The 17,355-nt window shown below is 68.6% G+C and carries 21 protein-coding genes; 6 read left to right on the forward strand and 15 right to left on the reverse strand.

The window, feature by feature from the left end:
* Nucleotides 1-13 precede the first annotated feature (13 nt).
* From EOD73_RS02125 to mltG, 4 genes are read right to left on the reverse strand one after another with little or no spacing between them, the layout of a single operon-like run.
* Nucleotides 14-403, reverse strand: a complete 390-nt coding sequence (locus tag EOD73_RS02125; protein WP_127680419.1) for a PilZ domain-containing protein — start codon at nucleotides 401-403, stop codon at nucleotides 14-16.
* A complete protein-coding gene (locus EOD73_RS02130) occupies nucleotides 400-1,407 on the reverse strand; it encodes a DNA polymerase III delta subunit-related protein (RefSeq protein ID WP_164845923.1) in 1,008 nt (335 codons plus the stop codon). Before EOD73_RS02130 ends, EOD73_RS02125 begins: the two co-directional genes overlap by 4 nt.
* Nucleotides 1,404-2,021 (reverse strand): dTMP kinase, encoded by a 618-nt coding sequence (gene tmk, locus EOD73_RS02135; RefSeq protein ID WP_127680423.1) that lies wholly within the window; start codon nucleotides 2,019-2,021, stop codon nucleotides 1,404-1,406. Before tmk ends, EOD73_RS02130 begins: the two co-directional genes overlap by 4 nt.
* On the reverse strand, nucleotides 2,018-3,007 hold the full coding sequence (gene mltG, locus EOD73_RS02140) for an endolytic transglycosylase MltG (protein ID WP_127680425.1): 990 nt from the start codon (nucleotides 3,005-3,007) through the stop codon (nucleotides 2,018-2,020). The genes tmk and mltG overlap by 4 nt, the downstream gene beginning before the upstream one ends.
* A gap of 86 nt (nucleotides 3,008-3,093) precedes the next feature.
* On the opposite strand from mltG, the gene ygfZ reads away from it, so the two are divergent.
* The 3 genes from ygfZ to EOD73_RS02155 are packed head-to-tail and all read left to right on the forward strand — an operon-like array spanning nucleotide 3,094 to nucleotide 4,756.
* On the forward strand, nucleotides 3,094-3,972 hold the full coding sequence (ygfZ, locus tag EOD73_RS02145) for a CAF17-like 4Fe-4S cluster assembly/insertion protein YgfZ (RefSeq protein ID WP_127680427.1): 879 nt from the start codon (nucleotides 3,094-3,096) through the stop codon (nucleotides 3,970-3,972).
* The gene (locus EOD73_RS02150) at nucleotides 3,969-4,277 is read left to right on the forward strand and encodes a DUF4936 family protein (RefSeq protein ID WP_127680429.1); all 309 of its coding nucleotides are present in this window, start codon (nucleotides 3,969-3,971) and stop codon (nucleotides 4,275-4,277) included. The genes ygfZ and EOD73_RS02150 overlap by 4 nt, the downstream gene beginning before the upstream one ends.
* Nucleotides 4,278-4,285: 8 nt before the next feature.
* Nucleotides 4,286-4,756, forward strand: a complete 471-nt coding sequence (locus EOD73_RS02155; RefSeq protein WP_240660557.1) for a thioredoxin family protein — start codon at nucleotides 4,286-4,288, stop codon at nucleotides 4,754-4,756.
* A gap of 19 nt (nucleotides 4,757-4,775) precedes the next feature.
* Here the strand turns inward: EOD73_RS02155 and EOD73_RS02160 are convergent, their stop codons facing one another.
* On the reverse strand, nucleotides 4,776-5,621 hold the full coding sequence (locus EOD73_RS02160) for a YbgC/FadM family acyl-CoA thioesterase (RefSeq protein ID WP_127680431.1): 846 nt from the start codon (nucleotides 5,619-5,621) through the stop codon (nucleotides 4,776-4,778).
* Nucleotides 5,618-6,532 carry an alpha/beta hydrolase gene (locus tag EOD73_RS02165; RefSeq protein ID WP_127682371.1) on the reverse strand — a complete coding sequence of 305 codons (915 nt, stop codon included), beginning with the start codon at nucleotides 6,530-6,532 and terminating at the stop codon, nucleotides 5,618-5,620. Before EOD73_RS02165 ends, EOD73_RS02160 begins: the two co-directional genes overlap by 4 nt.
* Before the next feature lie 148 nt (nucleotides 6,533-6,680).
* Between EOD73_RS02165 and EOD73_RS02170 the strand changes: the two genes are divergently transcribed.
* Entirely contained in the window at nucleotides 6,681-8,615 is a 1,935-nt protein-coding gene (locus tag EOD73_RS02170; RefSeq protein WP_127680433.1) for a S9 family peptidase, read from the forward strand.
* Here EOD73_RS02170 and EOD73_RS02175 read toward each other — a convergent pair.
* The 6 genes from EOD73_RS02175 to EOD73_RS02200 all read right to left on the reverse strand — a co-directional run bounded on the left by EOD73_RS02175 (nucleotide 8,599) and on the right by EOD73_RS02200 (nucleotide 13,878).
* Entirely contained in the window at nucleotides 8,599-8,811 is a 213-nt protein-coding gene (locus EOD73_RS02175; protein WP_127680435.1) for a DUF2788 domain-containing protein, read from the reverse strand. The genes EOD73_RS02170 and EOD73_RS02175 overlap by 17 nt on opposite strands.
* A gap of 2 nt (nucleotides 8,812-8,813) precedes the next feature.
* Entirely contained in the window at nucleotides 8,814-9,467 is a 654-nt protein-coding gene (locus EOD73_RS02180; RefSeq protein ID WP_310733052.1) for a DUF2189 domain-containing protein, read from the reverse strand.
* 165 nt (nucleotides 9,468-9,632) lie between these two features.
* Nucleotides 9,633-10,418 (reverse strand): substrate-binding periplasmic protein, encoded by a 786-nt coding sequence (locus EOD73_RS02185; protein WP_164845924.1) that lies wholly within the window; start codon nucleotides 10,416-10,418, stop codon nucleotides 9,633-9,635.
* Between the two features lie 130 nt (nucleotides 10,419-10,548).
* Complete coding sequence (locus EOD73_RS02190; RefSeq protein WP_127680441.1) at nucleotides 10,549-11,457, reverse strand: BPSS1187 family protein; 909 nt, start codon at nucleotides 11,455-11,457, stop codon at nucleotides 10,549-10,551.
* Between the two features lie 275 nt (nucleotides 11,458-11,732).
* A complete protein-coding gene (gene aceA / locus EOD73_RS02195) occupies nucleotides 11,733-13,031 on the reverse strand; it encodes an isocitrate lyase (protein ID WP_127680443.1) in 1,299 nt (432 codons plus the stop codon).
* A 244-nt stretch (nucleotides 13,032-13,275) separates the two neighbouring features.
* A complete protein-coding gene (locus tag EOD73_RS02200; RefSeq protein WP_127680444.1) occupies nucleotides 13,276-13,878 on the reverse strand; it encodes a MarC family protein in 603 nt (200 codons plus the stop codon).
* 46 nt (nucleotides 13,879-13,924) lie between these two features.
* On the opposite strand from EOD73_RS02200, the gene EOD73_RS02205 reads away from it, so the two are divergent.
* Together EOD73_RS02205 and EOD73_RS02210 are read left to right on the forward strand one after the other, a co-directional pair.
* A complete protein-coding gene (locus tag EOD73_RS02205) occupies nucleotides 13,925-14,461 on the forward strand; it encodes a GNAT family N-acetyltransferase (protein ID WP_127680446.1) in 537 nt (178 codons plus the stop codon).
* 49 nt (nucleotides 14,462-14,510) lie between these two features.
* A complete protein-coding gene (locus tag EOD73_RS02210; RefSeq protein WP_127680448.1) occupies nucleotides 14,511-14,987 on the forward strand; it encodes an Lrp/AsnC family transcriptional regulator in 477 nt (158 codons plus the stop codon).
* On the opposite strand, the gene EOD73_RS02215 is transcribed toward EOD73_RS02210, so the two are convergent.
* From EOD73_RS02215 to EOD73_RS02225, 3 genes are read right to left on the reverse strand one after another with little or no spacing between them, the layout of a single operon-like run.
* Nucleotides 14,976-15,449: a hypothetical protein gene (locus EOD73_RS02215; RefSeq protein ID WP_127680450.1), complete on the reverse strand. Its 474-nt coding sequence runs from the start codon at nucleotides 15,447-15,449 to the stop codon at nucleotides 14,976-14,978. The genes EOD73_RS02210 and EOD73_RS02215 overlap by 12 nt on opposite strands.
* Before the next feature lie 31 nt (nucleotides 15,450-15,480).
* Complete coding sequence (xerD, locus tag EOD73_RS02220) at nucleotides 15,481-16,389, reverse strand: site-specific tyrosine recombinase XerD (protein WP_127680452.1); 909 nt, start codon at nucleotides 16,387-16,389, stop codon at nucleotides 15,481-15,483.
* The gene (locus EOD73_RS02225; RefSeq protein ID WP_127680454.1) at nucleotides 16,382-17,353 is read right to left on the reverse strand and encodes a tripartite tricarboxylate transporter substrate binding protein BugE; all 972 of its coding nucleotides are present in this window, start codon (nucleotides 17,351-17,353) and stop codon (nucleotides 16,382-16,384) included. Before EOD73_RS02225 ends, xerD begins: the two co-directional genes overlap by 8 nt.
* Nucleotides 17,354-17,355 lie beyond the last annotated feature (2 nt).

Consider the following 17,355-nt stretch of genomic DNA (forward strand, 5'->3'; position numbering starts at 1 on the left):
AGGGCCGCGCGCGTCAAACGGTCTGGGTCGGCTTGGACGAAGAGATGCTGGTGCCCAAGATCTCTTCGATCTTGTGCTTGATGCCCTTGGTCTTCTCGTCGCTGGGGAACTTCACGCCGATGCCCTGCGTGCGGCCCCCGGGGGCGTTGGCCGGGGTGATCCAGGCCACCTTGCCGGCCACGGGGTAGCGGCCGGGGTCGTCGGGCAGGGCCAACAGCAGGTACACGTCCTCGCCCAGCTTGTAGTCCCGCGTGGTGGGCAGGAACAGGCCGCCATCGGCGAACACCGAGATGTAGGCGGCGTACAGCGCGCCCTTCTCTTTGAACACGAGTTGGATCACGCCCGGGCGCAAGGCGCCGCCGCTAGGGGCCAACTGAGAGGGGCGGTCCAGGGGTTCGCTCATGCGGCGGAGTTTATGGGTTGGCAAGCGGCCCGCAATGCGTGTTGCCCCTCCAAGGCCAGGGCTTCCAACCACAGGGCCCATTGCAAGGGGTGATCGCTGCGCTGCCGGGCCTCGCGCAGGCTGGCCGCCCAGCGCTGCAGCGGCGCGGCGTGGCGCACCTTGGGCAGCGCCACGCCGGCAAAGTAGTGCGCAGGGGCGCCCGCCACCACGGCCAGGAGGTCGTGCACCAGGCGCTGCAGCAGGTCGATCAGCTGCGCCGGCGTGGCGGCCGACCACGCGCCCAGGTCGCCTTGGGCCACGGCCCGGGGCAAGGCGTGCAACTTGCTCACGTCCCAGCCGGCGCTGGCCCAGGCTTGGGCGCGCAGCACCTGCCCTCCCGCCAGCGTCAACAGCGCGGCGGCGTCTTTCACGCCCTCGGCCTCCAGCCAGGCCGCCGCCTCCTCACGCGGTGGCATGCGCAGGGGCAAGATTTGGCAACGTGAGCGCACCGTGGGCAACAACTCGTCCAGGGCCTCGGTGGCGATGGCGAAGCGCAGCACCCCGCCGGGCTCCTCCAGCGTCTTGAGCAAGGCGTTGGCGGCGATGGTGTTCATGGCCTCGGCGGGGAACACCCCGATCACCTTGGCCACGCCCCGCGCCGGCGTGCTCTGCGCAAAGCCCAGCACGGCCCGCACCTCGTCGATGCGAATCTCCTGGCTGGGCTTGGCCTTGCTGCTGCTCTCTTCCACCGGCTCCCAGCCCAGGGCCACGCGGCGTGCCGCCGGCAGCAACCAGGTCGCGTCGGGGTGGCTGCGTTGCCCCACCAGGTGGCAGGCCGCGCAGTGGCCGCAGGCCGGGCTGCCGGGGGCATGGTCTTCGCACAGCCAAGCCGCCATGAGGGCTTGCGCCAATTCGAACTGGCCGAGGCCCGAGGGCCCGGCGATCAACAAAGCGTGGGAGCGCTGGATCTGCAAGGCCTCGCGCAAGGCGCGCTCGACCCAGGGCGGACGGGCCACGGCACTCACCAGCCGCGCTCCGCCATCACGGCCCGAACGGCGGCCGCCACCGTGTCCAGGCTTTGCCCGGCATCCAGGCGCGCAAACCGCGCCGGTTGGGCGGCGGCCCGGGCGGCGTAACCGGCCCGCACGCGCTCGAAGAAGGCCAGGTCTTCGGCCTCGAAGCGGTCGGCCTCGCGGGCGCGGGCCCGGCGTTGGGCGGCTTCGGTCGGATCGAGGTCGAACCACAGGGTCAGGTCGGGTTGCAAGCCCTCGCAGGCCCAGGCCTCCAGCGCATTCAACTGCGCCAGGGGCACGCCGCGCCCGCCGCCTTGGTAGGCAAAGCTGGCGTCGGCAAAGCGGTCGGCGAGCACCACCTCGCCCCGCTGCAAGGCGGGCTGGATCACGTTCAACACGTGGTCGCGCCGCGCAGCGAAGACCAGCAGGGCCTCGGTGAGCGGGTCCATGGGGCGGTTGAGCACCATGGCGCGCAGGTCTTCGGCCAAGGGGGTGCCGCCAGGCTCCCGGGTGAGGCACACGGTCGCACCGGCGGCTTGCAAGCGCTGGGCCATCGCGGCCAAGTGCGTGCTCTTGCCGGCGCCATCGATGCCCTCGATGGTGATGAAAACGGGTCGTCGGCTCATCGTTGGTAGCGGTTCACGGCGCGGTTGTGCGCCTCCAGGGTCTCGGAAAACTCGCTGCTGCCGTCGCCCCGGGCCACGAAGTACAGGGCCTTGGTGTCGGCCGGCCGGGCCGCCGCCAGCAGCGACGCTTGGCTGGGCAGCGCGATCGGCGTGGGGGGAAGTCCCGCGCGGGTGTAGGTGTTGTAGGGGGTGTCGGTCAGCAAATCGACTTTGCGCAGGTCGCCGTCAAAGCGGGAGCCCAGGCCGTAAATCACGGTGGGGTCGGTTTGCAGGCGCATGCCGATCCGCAGGCGATTCACGAAGACCCCCGCCACCTTGCCCCGGTCGGCTTCGCGGCCGGTTTCCTTCTCCACGATGGAGGCCAAGGTCAGCAGTTCGTCCGGGGTGCGCAGGGGCGATCCCTCGGCCCGCTGGGCCCACGCCTGCTCGAGCCGGGTCTGTTGCGCCAACCAGGCTTGCTTGAGCACCACGAGGTCGCTCACGCCACGCCCGTAGCGGTACGTGTCGGGGAAAAAGCGACCCTCGGCCGGCACGTGCGGCACGCCCAGCGCGGCCATGACCTCGGCGTCGCTGCGCCCGGCCAGGGTTTGGCGCAAGCCGGGCGCCGCCGCCAGCGCGGCCCGGGCCTGGGCGAAGGTCCAGCCCTCCAGGAAGCGAACTTGCTCCAGGGTCTCCTCGCCGCGCACCATCTTGGCCAACAGGCGCTCTGGGCTGTCGCCCTGTTGCGCGGCGAAACTGCCGGCACGGATGCGCGGTGCTTGCCCCGACAGGCGAAAGGCCCAGTACAGCAGTCGCTCGTCGGTCTGCACACCGGCGGCCACCCATTCGTGCGCCACCGCTCGGGGCGATTGGCCCGGCTCCACCGTGAGCTCCACCACCTCGGCCGCCAGACCCAGGGGCTGCTGCCACCAGCGCCAGGCCCAAGCCGCGGTCGCAGCCAGGGCCAAGAGCGCGAGCGCCAAGAGGGTTGCGAGAACTCGTTTCATGGGGCGCGGATGATCCCACGCCGCGGACGCCATCGGCCTTGCCCCTGCCCCCTTCGGCCCCTTGCCGCCCTTCTGATAATGCCGCCATGACGACCTCCCTCCCCCACGGCGCCTGCCGCCTGGACGACTGGGGCCTGATCCGCGCCGAAGGCCCGGACGCCGCCAGCTTCCTGCACAGCCAACTCACCCAGTCCGTCACCGACCTGCCCACCGACCAGGCCCGCCTGGGGGGCTACTGCTCGGCCAAGGGGCGCCTGATGGCCAACTTCGCGCTGGTTCGCGAGTCGGCGGAGGGCATCGCCTTGATCCTGCCCCGGGACGTGCTGCCCGCCTTGCTCAAGCGCTTGTCCATGTTCGTGCTGCGCGCCAAGGTCAAGCTGCGGGACGCCAGCGACGAGACGCCTGTTTGGGGCGTCATCGGCGCCGCCGTTCCAGCGCTGCCCGCTTGGGGCGTGCAGAGCGGGTGGATTCGTTTGCCAGACGCCGAAGGCCACGCGCGGGCCTGGCACCTGGGCGACCCAGCGCTTGAAGGCGCGGAATCCCTGCCCCGTGACGCCTGGGACTGGGCCGAGGTGCATGCGGGGCTGGCCTGGGTGCGTGCGGCCACGGCCGAGCATTTCGTGCCGCAAATGCTGAACTGGGAGTTGGTGGGCGGCGTGAACTTCAAGAAGGGCTGCTACCCCGGGCAAGAGGTGGTGGCACGCAGCCAGTACCGCGGCACGGTGAAGCGCCGCACCCAGTTGTTGACCGGCGGCCGTGCGGCGCCTGGCAGCGAGCTGGTGGCGTCGAGCGATCCGGCTTCGGGCGTGGGCGAGGTGGTGGCAAGCGCGCAATGGAACGGTCAAGCGGCGGTGCTGGCCGAGGTCCAACTCAGTGCGTGGGAGGGCAGCGACGTCCTTTTGCTGGCCGGCGGCACGCCTCTGACCCGCGCCACCCTGCCCTACGCCGTGAAGGCCCCCGAATGAACGCCCCGACCAGCCCCGTGCGCCTGCACGTGTACTTCAAGCTCGACCTGAACGACGCCGAAGCCTGGCGGGCGCGCTGGCGCGAGGCCGCGCGTGCCGCCTGTGCGGCCCTGCCGGGTTTGCAGATCGTGCTCAGCGAGCGGCCCGAATCCCAAATGACCTGGATGGAAAGCTACCGCGGCCACACGCCCAACCAAATGGCCGACGGCGAGGCCTGGATGGCCCGGGCCCTTTCCGGCATGCCCACCGACCGGCACCGCGAGGTCTTCGTCGAGACCTTCCGCGCCGGCCAAGCCCCACACTGAGACCTCCCATGCGCAACTTCCTGCCCCTGACGCTGTCGCTGACCCTGGCCTTTCTCGGCCCCATGGCCGCCCAGGCCAACCCGGCCGCAGGGCCCTACGACGAATCGGCCGACGCACAGGCCGACATTCGCAGTGCCTTGCTCGATGCCCAACGCCACAAAAAACAAGTGCTGGTCGTGTTCGGGGCCAACTGGTGCGGCGACTGCAAGATGCTCGACGCCAGCTTCAAGTCCGGGGCCGTGGCCCCCTTGATCCAGCAGCGTTACCAGGTCGTGAAGGTCAACGTCGGGCGCTTCAACGTCAACGTGGACATCGCCGAGCGCTACGGCGTGCCGCTGAAGAAAGGCATTCCTGCCGTGGCCGTGCTGAACGCCAAGGGCGAGGCCGTGCATGCCACGCAAGGCGGCGAGTTGGCCGACGCGCGCAAGATGGGCGACGCCGGCGTGGCGGCCTACTTCGAGCAATGGGCCAAGCCCTGAGCGGGCCCCTGCCCGACGCTCACAAGCTGCGCACCATCTCCTGGTGCTCGATGCCGGCCTCTTCGAAAGGGGCCCCGCGGGCCACAAAGCCCGCCCGCCGGTAAAAGCCCACCGCGGACGCTTGGGCGTGCAGCAGCACCTGGCGGAAGCCCTGCTGGCGGGCGGCCTGCATCAAGGCCTCCAGCACCTGGGCCCCAACGCCGGTGCCGCGCGCCGCGGGCAGCACCGCCATGCGCCCCACTTTGGCCGTGCCGGGCACGTGCTCCAGCAGCCGCCCGGTGGCCAGGGCCTGCCCCACCCGGTTGTAGGCCACAGCGTGGGTGCAGTCGGGGTCCGCGCCGTCCCACTCCAAGTCGGCCGCGATGCCTTGCTCGCTCACGAACACCTGCTGGCGGATGGGCTGGGCGTCGCCCCCCAGCGCCTCCCAGGCGCCCACCTGCACCTGCACCATGGCCTGTCCGTCTTCGAAGGCTTGGATCGCCTGGCGCAGGGCTTCGGGGATGGGAACGGGCTGGAGGCTGGTGGCGTCCACCACGACGTAGCGCATCTCCGCGGTCAGCAGCACCACGTGCCCCCGCCGCAGGGTGGCGCTCAGGGTCACGCTCGTTCGGCCCAAGGCCTGCAGGCCCATGACGCAGTGCAGCTGCTCGTCGAAGCGCGCCGGCGCGCGGAAGTCCAGCGCGCAACTGCCCAGCACCACATCGGCGCCAAAGGCTTGCAGCGCCATCGGGTACGGCAAGCCGAGCGCACGCCAGTAGCCGGTGCTGGCCACGTCCAGGTAGGCCAGGTACTGGGCGTTGAAGACGATACCTTGGGCGTCGACTTCGTTCCAGCGCACGCGCAAGGGTTCAATGTGGGTGCTCATGGCGTCTCCAGCAGGGCGTCGCGCAAGGCCTGGGCGCAAACGGCCTGGGCGTCCAGGGCCTCGGGCAAGGCCCGGCCCATCTTGATGAAGTCGTGGGTCACGCCACGGAAGAGTTCGAGTTGAACCGGCACACCGGCCGCACGCAAGCGGTCGGCATAGGCCACGCCCTCGTCCACCAAGGGGTCGGCTTCGGCCAGCAACACACAGGCCGGCGCCACGCCCTCGTGATCGTCCGCCAAGAGCGGCGCAAAGCGCCAGTCGTCGCGTTGGGCGTCGGTGGCGTAATGGTCGAAGAACCACGCAATGGCCTCGGCATCCAGCAGGTAGCCCTTGGCAAAGCGGGCGTGGCTTTCCGTGTCGCAACGCGCGGTGGTGCCGGGGGTGATCAGGAGCTGCAAGGCCAGCGGAATGCCTTCATCGCGCGCCGTCAAGGCGGCCACCGCGGCCAGGGTGCCCCCTGCACTGTCGCCGCCCACGGCCAGACGCGCGCCGTTCAAGCCCAGTTCCCCGGCATGGGCCGCCAACCAACGGAGCGCCGCCAAGGTGTCGTCCACCGCCGCCGGGAACGGGTGCTCGGGCGCCAAGCGATAGTCCAGCGAGAGCACCGCCACCCCAGCGCGCAGGGCGAACTGGCGGCACAGGCTGTCGTGGGTTTCGATCCCGCCGATGGTGAAGCCCCCGCCGTGCAGGTAAAGCATCACTGGCAAGGCCTCGGTCGACGGGGCGTACAGGCGGGCGGGCATCGCCCCCGCCGGCCCCGGCAGCGCCACGTCTTCCACGCGGGCCAGCGGCGCGCGGGGGAGGTCAAGGATCTCGGCCCCCATGCGGTAGGCCACCCGGGCTTGCTGGGGCGACAGGTGGTGGTAGCCCGGCCGCTTGGCCCGCTGGATGCGGTTCAGCAACTCGGCCATGCGCGGCGTGAGCATCGGGGTAGACCCCTCCCTAAAACGAACGGGGGCGGATTGTGCCGAGTTGGCCAGAATGCGCGCGCCACGGGGGCCACGACACCCGCCTCGGGCCTGTTCCTCGTTCCTCGATCCTGCCTCCGCATCGACCTCCATGCCCAACGTCCCCGTCCGCTTCCGTCGCGGCTTTGCCCTGCTCCTGCTAACGACCATGAGCGCGATGGCCGCCGGCCCAAGCAACGGCCCTGCCCTGCCACCGACCGCGTTCGCCCTGCCCGGCGGCTTGGAGGACCCGCAGTTGTCGCCCGACGGCAGCCGCATGGCCGGCATGGTGCGGCGCGGCGATTGGCACGGGGTGGTCACCCGCAAGGTGGACGGCAGCCAAGCGCAGGCGGCCTACGCGACGCGACAAGCCGACACCACCGTGCGCTTGGTGCGCTGGCTAGGCAACGGCCGACTGCTGCTGAGCGTGACCCGAACCACCAACGAAGGCTTGCCCGGCGAATGGGGCCTGCCCATCTACCGCTGGGCCGCCGTCGACTTGGATGGCCAGCGGGCCAAAGTGCTCGAAGACGACCAACCCGGATCGTGGACCAACGTGCCCAGCACCTTGGTGCCCGAGGCCTGCCCCTCGGCGTCCAGCGTGCTGCTGCGCAGCGCGACCCAGCGCGACCTGATCCGGCTCGATGCCCTCACCGGCACCGTTTCCCAAGCCATGCGCGTCGGCGTTGACGAGATCGCGTCTCAGTGGTGGGCCGATCCGGAGGGCCGCGTTCGTTGGCGGCAACGTTGGAGTCCGGGTGGCGACCCGATCTGGTCCTTCGACACTGCCGCGCCCGGCCAGCGAGCGCAATGGCGTGACGCGCCGGCGGACTGGGGCAAGCCGCAACCCGACTGGAGTCCCCTCGGCTTTGATGGCGACCGGCAAACGATCCTCTTCGAACGCCCCGCCGGGGACGGCGTCGGCATCGTCAGGTGGCAACTGCAGCCCGAGGTCCCGCCGCGCGAGGAGGTGGTGGCGGTGCTGCCGGGCCGCGTGGACCGCCTGATTCGCAACGAATCCAACTGCCGGGCCGTGGGTGCCGTCAGCGCTGGCCAATCGCACTTCTGGGGAGATCGTCTGCCCGACCTGCTCCAAGGCTTGGCCGCGAGCCTGCCAGGGCGGAGGCTGGAGTTGCTGCAGTGGCAAGGTGACCGCTATCTCTTGCAAAGCAGCGAGGCCCACCGACCGCCCGAATACTGGGTGGGCGAGCGCTCCGCAGGGCGATTGACCCACGCCGGCGTGCCCTTCACGCAGTTGCCCGAGACCCTGCCGCTGATGCGGCGCAAGGCGCAACTCGCCAACGATGCGTTGGCCGCCCAGTGGCTGCTGCCCCAGGGTGCAGCCGGGCCCCAGCCCACGGTGATTTGCTTGGCCTGCGAGCTCAGCGAATTGGACCGCAGCCACGGCGACTTTCAACCGCTGTCGGCGCTTCTGGCGCAGCGCGGCTGGGCCGTGTTCAGCGTTGCGCGCTGGCCCATCGAGACGGTGAAGCCCAGCATCCCCGAAACCATCGAGGCGCGCCGGACCGTCTTGCGTGCCGCCATCACCGACCTGGTGTCGCAAGGCCAGATCGATCCGGGCCGAATGGCCATCTTGAGCAGCGATCCGTGGCATGGCGTCATGGCGTTCGCCTTGGCCCACGAACTGCAACCCCGCCCGGCAGCCCTGGTGGCCTTCGGCCCACGCACCGACATGACCCATTGGCTGCAGTGGCGACGGCGGGCCGCCGGCCGGGGCGGGCTGACCTTGGCCTTCAACCAATCGATGGTGGGGTCGCTGGACGAAAATACCCTGCGCGCCCGATCCCCGGTTCAACTGGCCCCGGCCTTGGACCTGCCCATCCTGCTGGTGAATGCCGAGTTCGACGGCCTAGCGCTGCGCGACGAACCGGCGCTCTTGCTGAAGGCCTTGTCGCGCAGCCCTCGCCCGCCCACGGTGCTGAACCTGCCGTCCGCGCCCCACGACTTCGATCTGGGTCGTTACCGCCAACAGGTCTTCGAGGCCATCGAGCGCCACCTGGCGCCGGCCCTCACACCCCGGCCATGAACCACTTGATCACCCCTTTGGCCACAAACCCCAGCAAGCCAAAGCCCAGCACCAGCAGCAACACGAACGTGCCGAAGCGCCCGGCCTTGGACTCGCGCGCCAGCTGCACGATGATGAACAGCATGTAAAGCATGAAGGCGCCGACCCCAAAGGTCAGGCCGAACTGCGCGATCTGTTCCTCGGTGAAGCCGCCCATGCTCAGCCCCGCTCCGGCAGGGCGCTGGCGTCGACGAGGTCCTGGTACGCGTGCCAACTGGCATGCGCCAGCACCGGCAGAAGCACCGGAAGGCCCAACAGCAGGGGCGCCATGCCCAAGGCAGTGAGCGCCATCAGCCACCCAGCCCATTGCGCCATCAACACGGGTTGGTCGATGACCGCACGCCAGCTGACCAGCACCGCCGCCCACAAGCCGATGCGGCGATCCAGCAGCAAGGGAATCGTGAGCACGCTGGAAGCAAACACGGGCGCAGCTAGCACAGCCCCGAGCAACAGCCAGGCCTCGAACAGCCAACCTTCTGGGGCCAGCACCACAACCCGAACGAAGTCCATGGGGCTGTTGACCGGCGAAGGAGCCCCCGCCGTGATCAAGGACGCGGAAGTCAGCACCCATCCCGTGCCCGCCAGACCGAGCAAGAGGCCAAAGACCATCAACGCCGGCTTGTCGGGCCGCCAACTGCGCCAGAACAAAGCCCAATCGATGGGCTCGCCCCGCGCCAGGGCCCGGCTCACGGCATAGAGGGCAGTGGCCACGATCGGGGCCACGAGCAGGAAGCCGCTGAAGGCCCCAGCCAGCAGCCAAAAACGCTGGCCCGCCAGCGTCAGCAAGGCCGCCCCGAAAAGCCAAGCTGCCATTCCGTGCAGCAGCCCAGGTCCGGGACATCGGCGGAAATCTCGCCAGCCGGCGCCCAACCAATGCCAAGGGCGTTCGGGGCCCAGTGGGCGTAGGCGGACCATCTCGGCCTGGGCCGCGGCATCTTGCAGGGTCAAGGGCATGGCCGCATTCTGGCCGCTCGCCCGTCAGCCGAGGTAGTGCTTCTCGATGCGGGCTTGGGTGCCGTCCTTGGCCATCTGGAGCAAGGCCTCCGACACGGACTTAACGGTGTCGGCCGGCCAACGCGCCTTGGCAAAGGCCATGTAGTTGGGGCTGTCGCTGACGTACTCGTAGGGCTGGCGTCGAAGCTTGGGTTCCAAGCCGCGCTCACGGATCTCCCAAGCGCCGGCGATGGCGGTGACCACCGCGCAGTCGGTACGGTTGGCCATGAGCATGGCCACCAACGATCCGATGTCCCGCCCGGGGACGCGCTGCACCCCCGGCTGGGTCATCAGCGTTGGCGGGTAATGGAAGCCCTCGATCACGCCCAAGCGAAGCTGGCCCAAGTCGGCCAGGCTGGCGATCTGCAAGGGCGAGTCCCGCCGCGTGGAGAAGCGGTAGTTGGCGCCGAGTCGGTACGGGACGCTGAAATGCAGGTAGGCCTCGCGGTCCTCGCGCCGGCTGATGGTGGTGGTCAGGTCGGCATGGCCATTGCGCAGCATCAGAAGCACCCGCCGCCAGGGCACCAACTCCAGGCGCAGGCCCAGTCCCAGGCGCTGCAGGGCCTCCCGGGCCAAGGCCACGTCCATGCCTTCGCCCAGCGGGTGGTTGGGCGCGTTGACGAACGGGGGGTACACCGTGTTGACCATGGTCAAGGTGGCGGACGCCGCACGAACCTCCGCCCTCGGTCCCACCGACAGCCCCAGGCCTGCACAGGCCGCCAAGGCGGTCCGTCGGGACGGTGCGTGAGGGGGCTTGGGGTCGGCAGGCATGGCAGCCTTCGACTCTAGCCAGTCAACGCGGGGTACGCCTTGATTCAACGCCGGCATGGCGCGTTTGTGCACGGCCATGTCGGCCCCGCGACAAAACACGAAGGCGGGATGCCTCGGATGGCCGCGTCGCTCAGTCCGGAAAGACCATCGCCGCCCACAACGCGGCATAGGCCGGGGAGCCGTCCCCCAGCAGGGGCAGGGCTGCGTCTGCCACCGGCGCGCCGTGGTACGCCGGTGAGCCGCTGCCTGGCACCGCGCTGGGAGGCAATCGGGTCAGCAACTGTTGGCTGCCGCCCCATGGGGCCGGGAGGCCGTCGACGCGGGTCGACGGCCCGGGCAGGCCCAGCGCGGCCCACAAGCGAGTGGCGGTGCCCAAGGGCACCAAGGGATCGTCCTCGTGCAGAAAGCCCCACTGCCGTTGGGCTGGCGTGGCCATCGAGCCCCGCGCCACCCAGGCCGCGGGGCGATCGAGACGCGCGTCCCAGTCGGCGGGCGACGCGAAGTACACGGCGCGCTGGACGGCCACCTGCTGCGCCATCCAAGCCGCATGGCCACCGCCTTGGGAATGGCCTGCCACCGTGATGCGGCTCCAGTCGGGCTCCCCGTTGGGCCGCAAAAAGCCGCCCCAACCCTCGGCGGGCGACTGGGCGTGCAGCCACAGCAGAAGCTTCGTCAACCGATGGAGCACGGATTCGGTGGTCGGCACCGCCACCAGCGGGCTGGCGTCGGTGCCCGTCATCACCTCGTTGCGCACTTTGCCGTGGCAGTCGGCATCCAAGCTCTGCAGGCACAGCACACCAACCGCCTCGGCATTGGGGTAGCTCAGGCCCACGGCGTGGTAGCCCCGCTCGGCGCCAACGCGCAGGATCTGTCGGTAGGACGCCGGGGTGGCCCCCGTGCCGGGCAGGAACACGAACAAGCGGCCCTTTGGCGCCGATGCCATGTTCGGTGCGCGCACGCGGTGCGGCGACAAAGCGGTGCGAATGCCAGGGTCGGTGTCGGCCGGCAGCACCTCCCGCTCTGCCGTGGTGGGCGGCACGGGTGGCGGATTCGGGAGCGGCTCGGTTGTTGAACTGCCGCCACCCCCGCAACCGACCAGCAAGGCGAAACAAACTGCCGACAGGACAGCACGCATGGACTCGTCCAGGGATTCAGGGCGACCCAGTGTGCCAAGGCCGCACCCGACGGCGCGTTGCAGCGCGGTGAACTTGTGCAAACGCCACTCCATCGGTGACGAAGCCGCAAGAAAAAAGAGCCGCCCCAAGGGGGCGGCTCCAAAGTCCTTCAGGGACGGGAGAGTTCAGAGGGCGCGGCTCAGCCGTGCTTGGCGTCGAAGAACTGTTCGTCTTCCGTCGAGCCCTTCAGCGCGGCGGTCGAGGCGTTGGCTTCGATCGTCGTGGTGATGGCGTCGAAGTAGCCCGTGCCCACCTCGCGCTGGTGCTTCACGGCGGTGAAGCCCTTCTCGGCAGCGGCGAACTCGGCCTCTTGCAACTCCACGAAGGCGCTCATCTGGTTGCGGGCGTAGCCGTAAGCCAGGTTGAACATCGAGTAGTTCAGGCTGTGGAAGCCGGCCAAGGTGATGAACTGGAACTTGTAGCCCATGGCGCCCAACTCGCGCTGGAACTTGGCGATGGTGGCGTCGTCCAGGTTCTTCTTCCAGTTGAACGACGGCGAGCAGTTGTAGGCCAACAGCTTGCCGGGGAACTTGGCGTGGATCGCGTCGGCGAACGCCTTGGCGAAGGCCAGGTCGGGCTTGCCCGTCTCGCACCAAATCAGGTCGGCGTACGGGGCGTAGGCCAGGCCGCGGCTGATGGCTTGGTCGAGGCCATTCTTCGTGCGGTAGAAGCCTTCGACGGTGCGCTCGCCGGTGCAGAAGGGCTTGTCGTTGTCGTCGATGTCGCTGGTCACCAGGTCACCGGCTTCGGCGTCGGTGCGCGCCACCAACAGGGTGGGCACGCCCATCACGTCGGCAGCCAAACGGGCCGCCACCAATTTCGCCACGGCCTCGCGGGTGGGCACCAGCACCTTGCCGCCCATGTGGCCGCACTTCTTGGCGCTGGCCAGTTGGTCTTCGAAGTGCACGCCGGCGGCACCGGCTTCGATCATGGCCTTCATCAGTTCGAAGGCGTTCAGCACGCCGCCGAAACCGGCTTCCGCATCGGCCACGATGGGGGCGAAGAAGTCGATGTCGTCCTTGCCCTCGCTCCACTGGATCTGATCGGCGCGGGCAAAGGTGGCGTTGATCTTCTTCACGACCTTCGGCACCGAGTCGACCGAGTACAACGACTGATCGGGGTACATCTCGCCGTTGCTGTTGGCGTCGCCGGCCACTTGCCAGCCGGACAGGTAGATGGCCTTCAGACCGGCCTTGACCTGCTGCATGGCCTGGTTGCCGGTCAGGGCGCCCAGGGCGTTGACGAAGGGCTCGCTGTTCACGAGGCCCCACAGCTTTTCAGCGCCGCGCTTGGCCAGGGTGTGCTCCACCTGAACGGAGCCGCGCAGGCGCACCACGTCGGCGGCGGTGTAGCCGCGCTTGATGCCCGCCCAGCGGGGGTTTTCGGCCCAGTCCTTCTCGAGGGCGGCGGCTTGTTGTTCGCGGGTCAGCTTGCTCATGTCAACACTCCTTGGATGCAGGGAAAAAAGAAAGCAGGAACGGGCTCAAGCCTAAGGACCTTGGCTTTCGAGTGCTTGACGTTTGGAGTGCGCGACCTAGAAATTGTTTCCTTTGTAAATCAAAGGCTTGGCGCGTTCGTTTCACATGGTGATTGGCGCTATTTCATGTCAAGAAATGCGACCGAGCGGTCGAACGCCAAAACTTCACCATGCGAAACGTTCATTTCGCATCCTGCAATATGGGCTACAGGCCGCCCACGAAATAGCGCTTGAGCCCCGCCAAGATCATTTCCACCGCGATGGCCGTCAGCACGAGCCCCATCAACTTTTCAAGGGCTGAAACGACCGAGTCGCCCACCCAACGGCGAATGCGCTCGGCGCTGAGCAGCAACACGCCACACACCACCATCGCCACCGCCAGCGCGCCGATCCATTCCCAAATCTTTTCCGGCTGGCGAGACGCCAACAGCAGCACCGTGGCCATGGCCGAAGGGCCGGCCAACAGGGGCACCGCCAGGGGAAATATGAACGGCTCGCGGCCAGGTGCCGTGCCGTACACGGACTCCCCTTGGCTGGAGAAGATCATGCGGATGGCCACCATCAACAAGATGACCCCGCCAGCCACCTCCAGCGAGCGTTCCGACAGGTGCATCACCCGCAAGAACGACTCCCCAAAGAACATGAAGGCCATCAGCACGATGAAGGCGAGGCCGACCTCGCGCAGCGCCACCCGAACCCTTCGGGGTTTGGGCACCTCTCGCATGATGGGGATGAAGATCGGCAGGCTGCCCAGGGGGTCCAACACCAAGAGCAGCAGGATGAGGGCGGAAAGGAAGGTGTGGTCCATGCCCCCACGTTACGCTGCACGCCACGCACTGCCACCCGGGTAAGCCTTGACCATCTTGACAACCGCGCGCCTGCGCTTGGAACCCTTCGCCGACCACCACCTCGATGGGCTGCACGCCATGAACCGCCTGCCGGAGGTGATGCAGTACATCACCGGGCAGCCCGAAACCCGGGAGGACACCCAAGCGGGCATCGACCGCGTCAAGGCGCGCTGGGCCGAATGGGGCTACAGCTGGTGGGCCTTCATCGACCCCGAGCACGAGCGTGTGGCCGGGGCGGGCTGCATCCAGCACTTGGGGCGGGAGCGCCACCTGCCACTCGAAATCGGTTGGCGCCTGCACCCCGACTACTGGCGTCGCGGCTTGGCCAGCGAAGCGGCCGAGGCCATGGCAGCCTTCGCGTTCACGGGCCTGGGCGCCCCCCTGCTCACCGCCATCCGCCACCCCGACAACCGGGCCTCGGCACAGGTGATGGCACGCCTGGGCATGCGCTACCGGGGCATGGAGCATTGGCACGACACCTGGGTGGCGGTGCACGAAATGAGCGCTGCCGAATGGGCCGCACGCCACCCGGCGCCGCCCTGAAGGACCTTGCTACCATCCGAAACAAACGTGCACGCAGGGGATTGAAATCATGGAGCTCAGCAAGCTAGACGCCATCGATTGCAAGATTTTGGAAGTTTTGCAGCGCGATGGCCGCATCTCCAACGTCGACCTGGCGGCCGAAGTGCACCTCAGTGCACCGCAATGCTTTCGACGCGTGCGGGCCCTGGAAGAGCGCGGCGTGGTGCGGGGATACCGGGCTTTGGTCAGCGGACCGTCCCTGGGCTTGGCCGTGACGGCCTTCGTCAGCGTGAACATCGAGGGGGCGGCTTTCGAGCGCGTGCGCGACATCGAGCGCCAACTGCGCGACTTTCCCGAGGTGCTGGAGATCCACACCGTCAGCGGCGACAGCGACTACCTGTTGAAAGTCGTGGCCAGCGACCTGCGCCACCTGGGGCAGTTGCTCACCGACCGCCTCATGCAGATCAAGGGCATCGCCGACGTGCGGTCGATGGTCTGCCTGGAAGAGGTCAAACCACCCTCGGCCTTGCCGGTTTCAGGGACCTGATTCCGCCAGGTCCAAGTCGGGCATCAAAGCGCGCAAGGCCGCCCGCGCCTGCGCCGCGTCGGTGTGCACGAGCACCGGCCGGTGTCGGCCGTAAACCTCCACGAGCTTGGGCAACATAAGCGAGCGGCCTTCCACTTCCATGGGAATGACCAGGGCCGTGGCCGATGCCCGAAAGCCCTGCGCCACCGCGGTGTCGATGCAGTTGGACAGCAACTGCAGTGCGTCGGGCGTCATCCAGGCACTGCCGCGCACCTCCACCAAATCCACAAAGCGGCCGTCTTGGGGCAATTGGGACGTGGCCTTGACCATCACCCGCCACAAGGCCTCGATGAACTCGAGGTTCCACGGGCCGGTCGCCGCGAAGTGCATGACACGCCCCTCCACCGACACGGTGGCATCGCCGTGCGCACGGAAAGGCCCCTTTTGGTGGGCACTCGCCTGCAATCGGTTGTTGACGGCCATGGGGGGAGCCTACACGCTGCGCCGCGCACCGTCACCCACGCGGGTGATGCCGTTGGACGACCGCCTTCAAGCGCTCGCGGGCGACGTGGGTGTAGATCTGGGTGGTGCTGAGGTCGGCGTGCCCCAGCAAGAGCTGGACCGCGCGCAGGTCGGCACCGTGGTTCAAGAGGTGGGTTGCGAACGCGTGTCGCAAGGTGTGCGGCGACAAGGCGGTGGCAATGCCGGCTTGAACCGCGTAACGCTTGATCAGGCGCCAAAACATCTGCCGGCTCATGGCCCCGCCTTGCACGGTGACGAACAAAGCATGGCTGCTGCGGCCCGCCAGCAGCACGCCGCGGGCCTCGGTCACGTAACGAGTGACCGCGGCCACGGCCGTTTGCCCCATCGGCACCAGGCGTTCTTTGTCGCCCTTGCCGGTCACGCGCACCACGCCATCGCGCAGGTTGACGCCCACGCTCGGCAAGCCCACCAACTCGCTGACCCGCAGGCCGCTCGCGTAGAGCAACTCGAGCATGGCCCGGTCGCGCAGGCCCTGCGGGCTGTCGAGCGGCGGCGCCGTCAACAGCGCGTCGACCTGCGCCTCGCCCAAAGTCTTGGGCACCCGCAGAGGTTGCTTGGCCGTGCCCAAACGAAGGGTGGGGTCCTGGGCGATGCGGGATTCGCGCAAGGCCCAGCGGTAGTAGCGCTTGAAACTGCTTAGGCGGCGGTTGGCACTGCTGGCGCGGCTCGCCCCGTGGCGCGCCGCGGCGTAGGCCAGCAAATCGTGCTCTTGGGCGCCATCGAGCGAGCCGCCCTGCCCGTGCAGCCATTGGGCCAAAGCGGCCAGGTCGCGACCGTAGGCCGCGCGCGTGTTGTCACTCAGCCCCTCTTCCAACCACAAGGCGCGCAGGAACAGCGCAATGCCCGGCGGGGGCACGAAGGGCGCAGTGCCCTCAGGCATCCAGTTTCAGCTTCTGTTTCGACACCACGTCTTTGTACACGGCGAACTCGGCGGCGATCTGCTGGCCGAATTCGGCCGGGCTGCCGAGCACCAGCTGGGAACCGGTGTCCTCGATGCGCTTGCGCACCTCCGGCAGTTCGGCGGTGCGCTTGGCGGCGGCGTGCAGGCGCTGCACCACCTCGGCCGGCAGGCCCTTGGGCCCGTGGAACCCGTAGTACGCCATGCGGTTGACGGGACCCAGGCCCAACTCCGCAAAGGTCGGCACGTTGGGCAACTGCGCCAGCCGGTTGGGGGCGGCCACCACGATGGCGATCAGGCGACCGTCTTTGATGAACGGCAGGGCCGAGGGCAGGTTGTCGAACAGGATCGGCACCTGCCCGCCCACCACGTCTTGCAGCGCCGGGCCCGCGCCCCGGTAAGGGATGTGCACGATGTAGCTGCCGGTCAAGCTCTTGAACAGCTCGGTTTGCAAGTGGCCGATGCCCCCCGTGCCCGAGGTGGCGTAGTTGTACTGGCCGGGCCGGCGCTTGATTTCGGCCAAGAAGCCCTTGTAATCCCGCGCCGGGAAACTGGGGTGCACCACGATGACGTTGGGCGTCGCCGCGATGTTGATGATGGGCGTGAAGTCGTTCAGCGGGTGGTAGGCAATCCGCGGGTTGATGGCTGGGTTCGCCGCCGTGGTGCTCACGGTGGCCATCCCGATGGTGTAGCCATCGGGGGCCGCGCGGACGATCTCGGTGGCGCCCACCACGCCGCCGCCGCCGGCGCGGTTGTCAACCACCAGCGTTTGGCCCAAGGCGGGCTGGATGCGGTCGGCCATGACGCGGGCAATGATGTCGGTCGTCCCCCCGGTGGCGAAGGGGACGATCAAGCGCACCGGCTTGGCTGGGTAGGCCTGCGCCCGCAGAGTCAGCGGGGCCATGCCGGCGGTGGCACCGGCGATCAAAAGGTGGCGGCGGTCCATGG

Origin of the sequence: Inhella crocodyli, assembly GCF_004004565.1 — a bacterium.
Taxonomy (GTDB): domain Bacteria; phylum Pseudomonadota; class Gammaproteobacteria; order Burkholderiales; family Burkholderiaceae_C; genus Inhella; species Inhella crocodyli.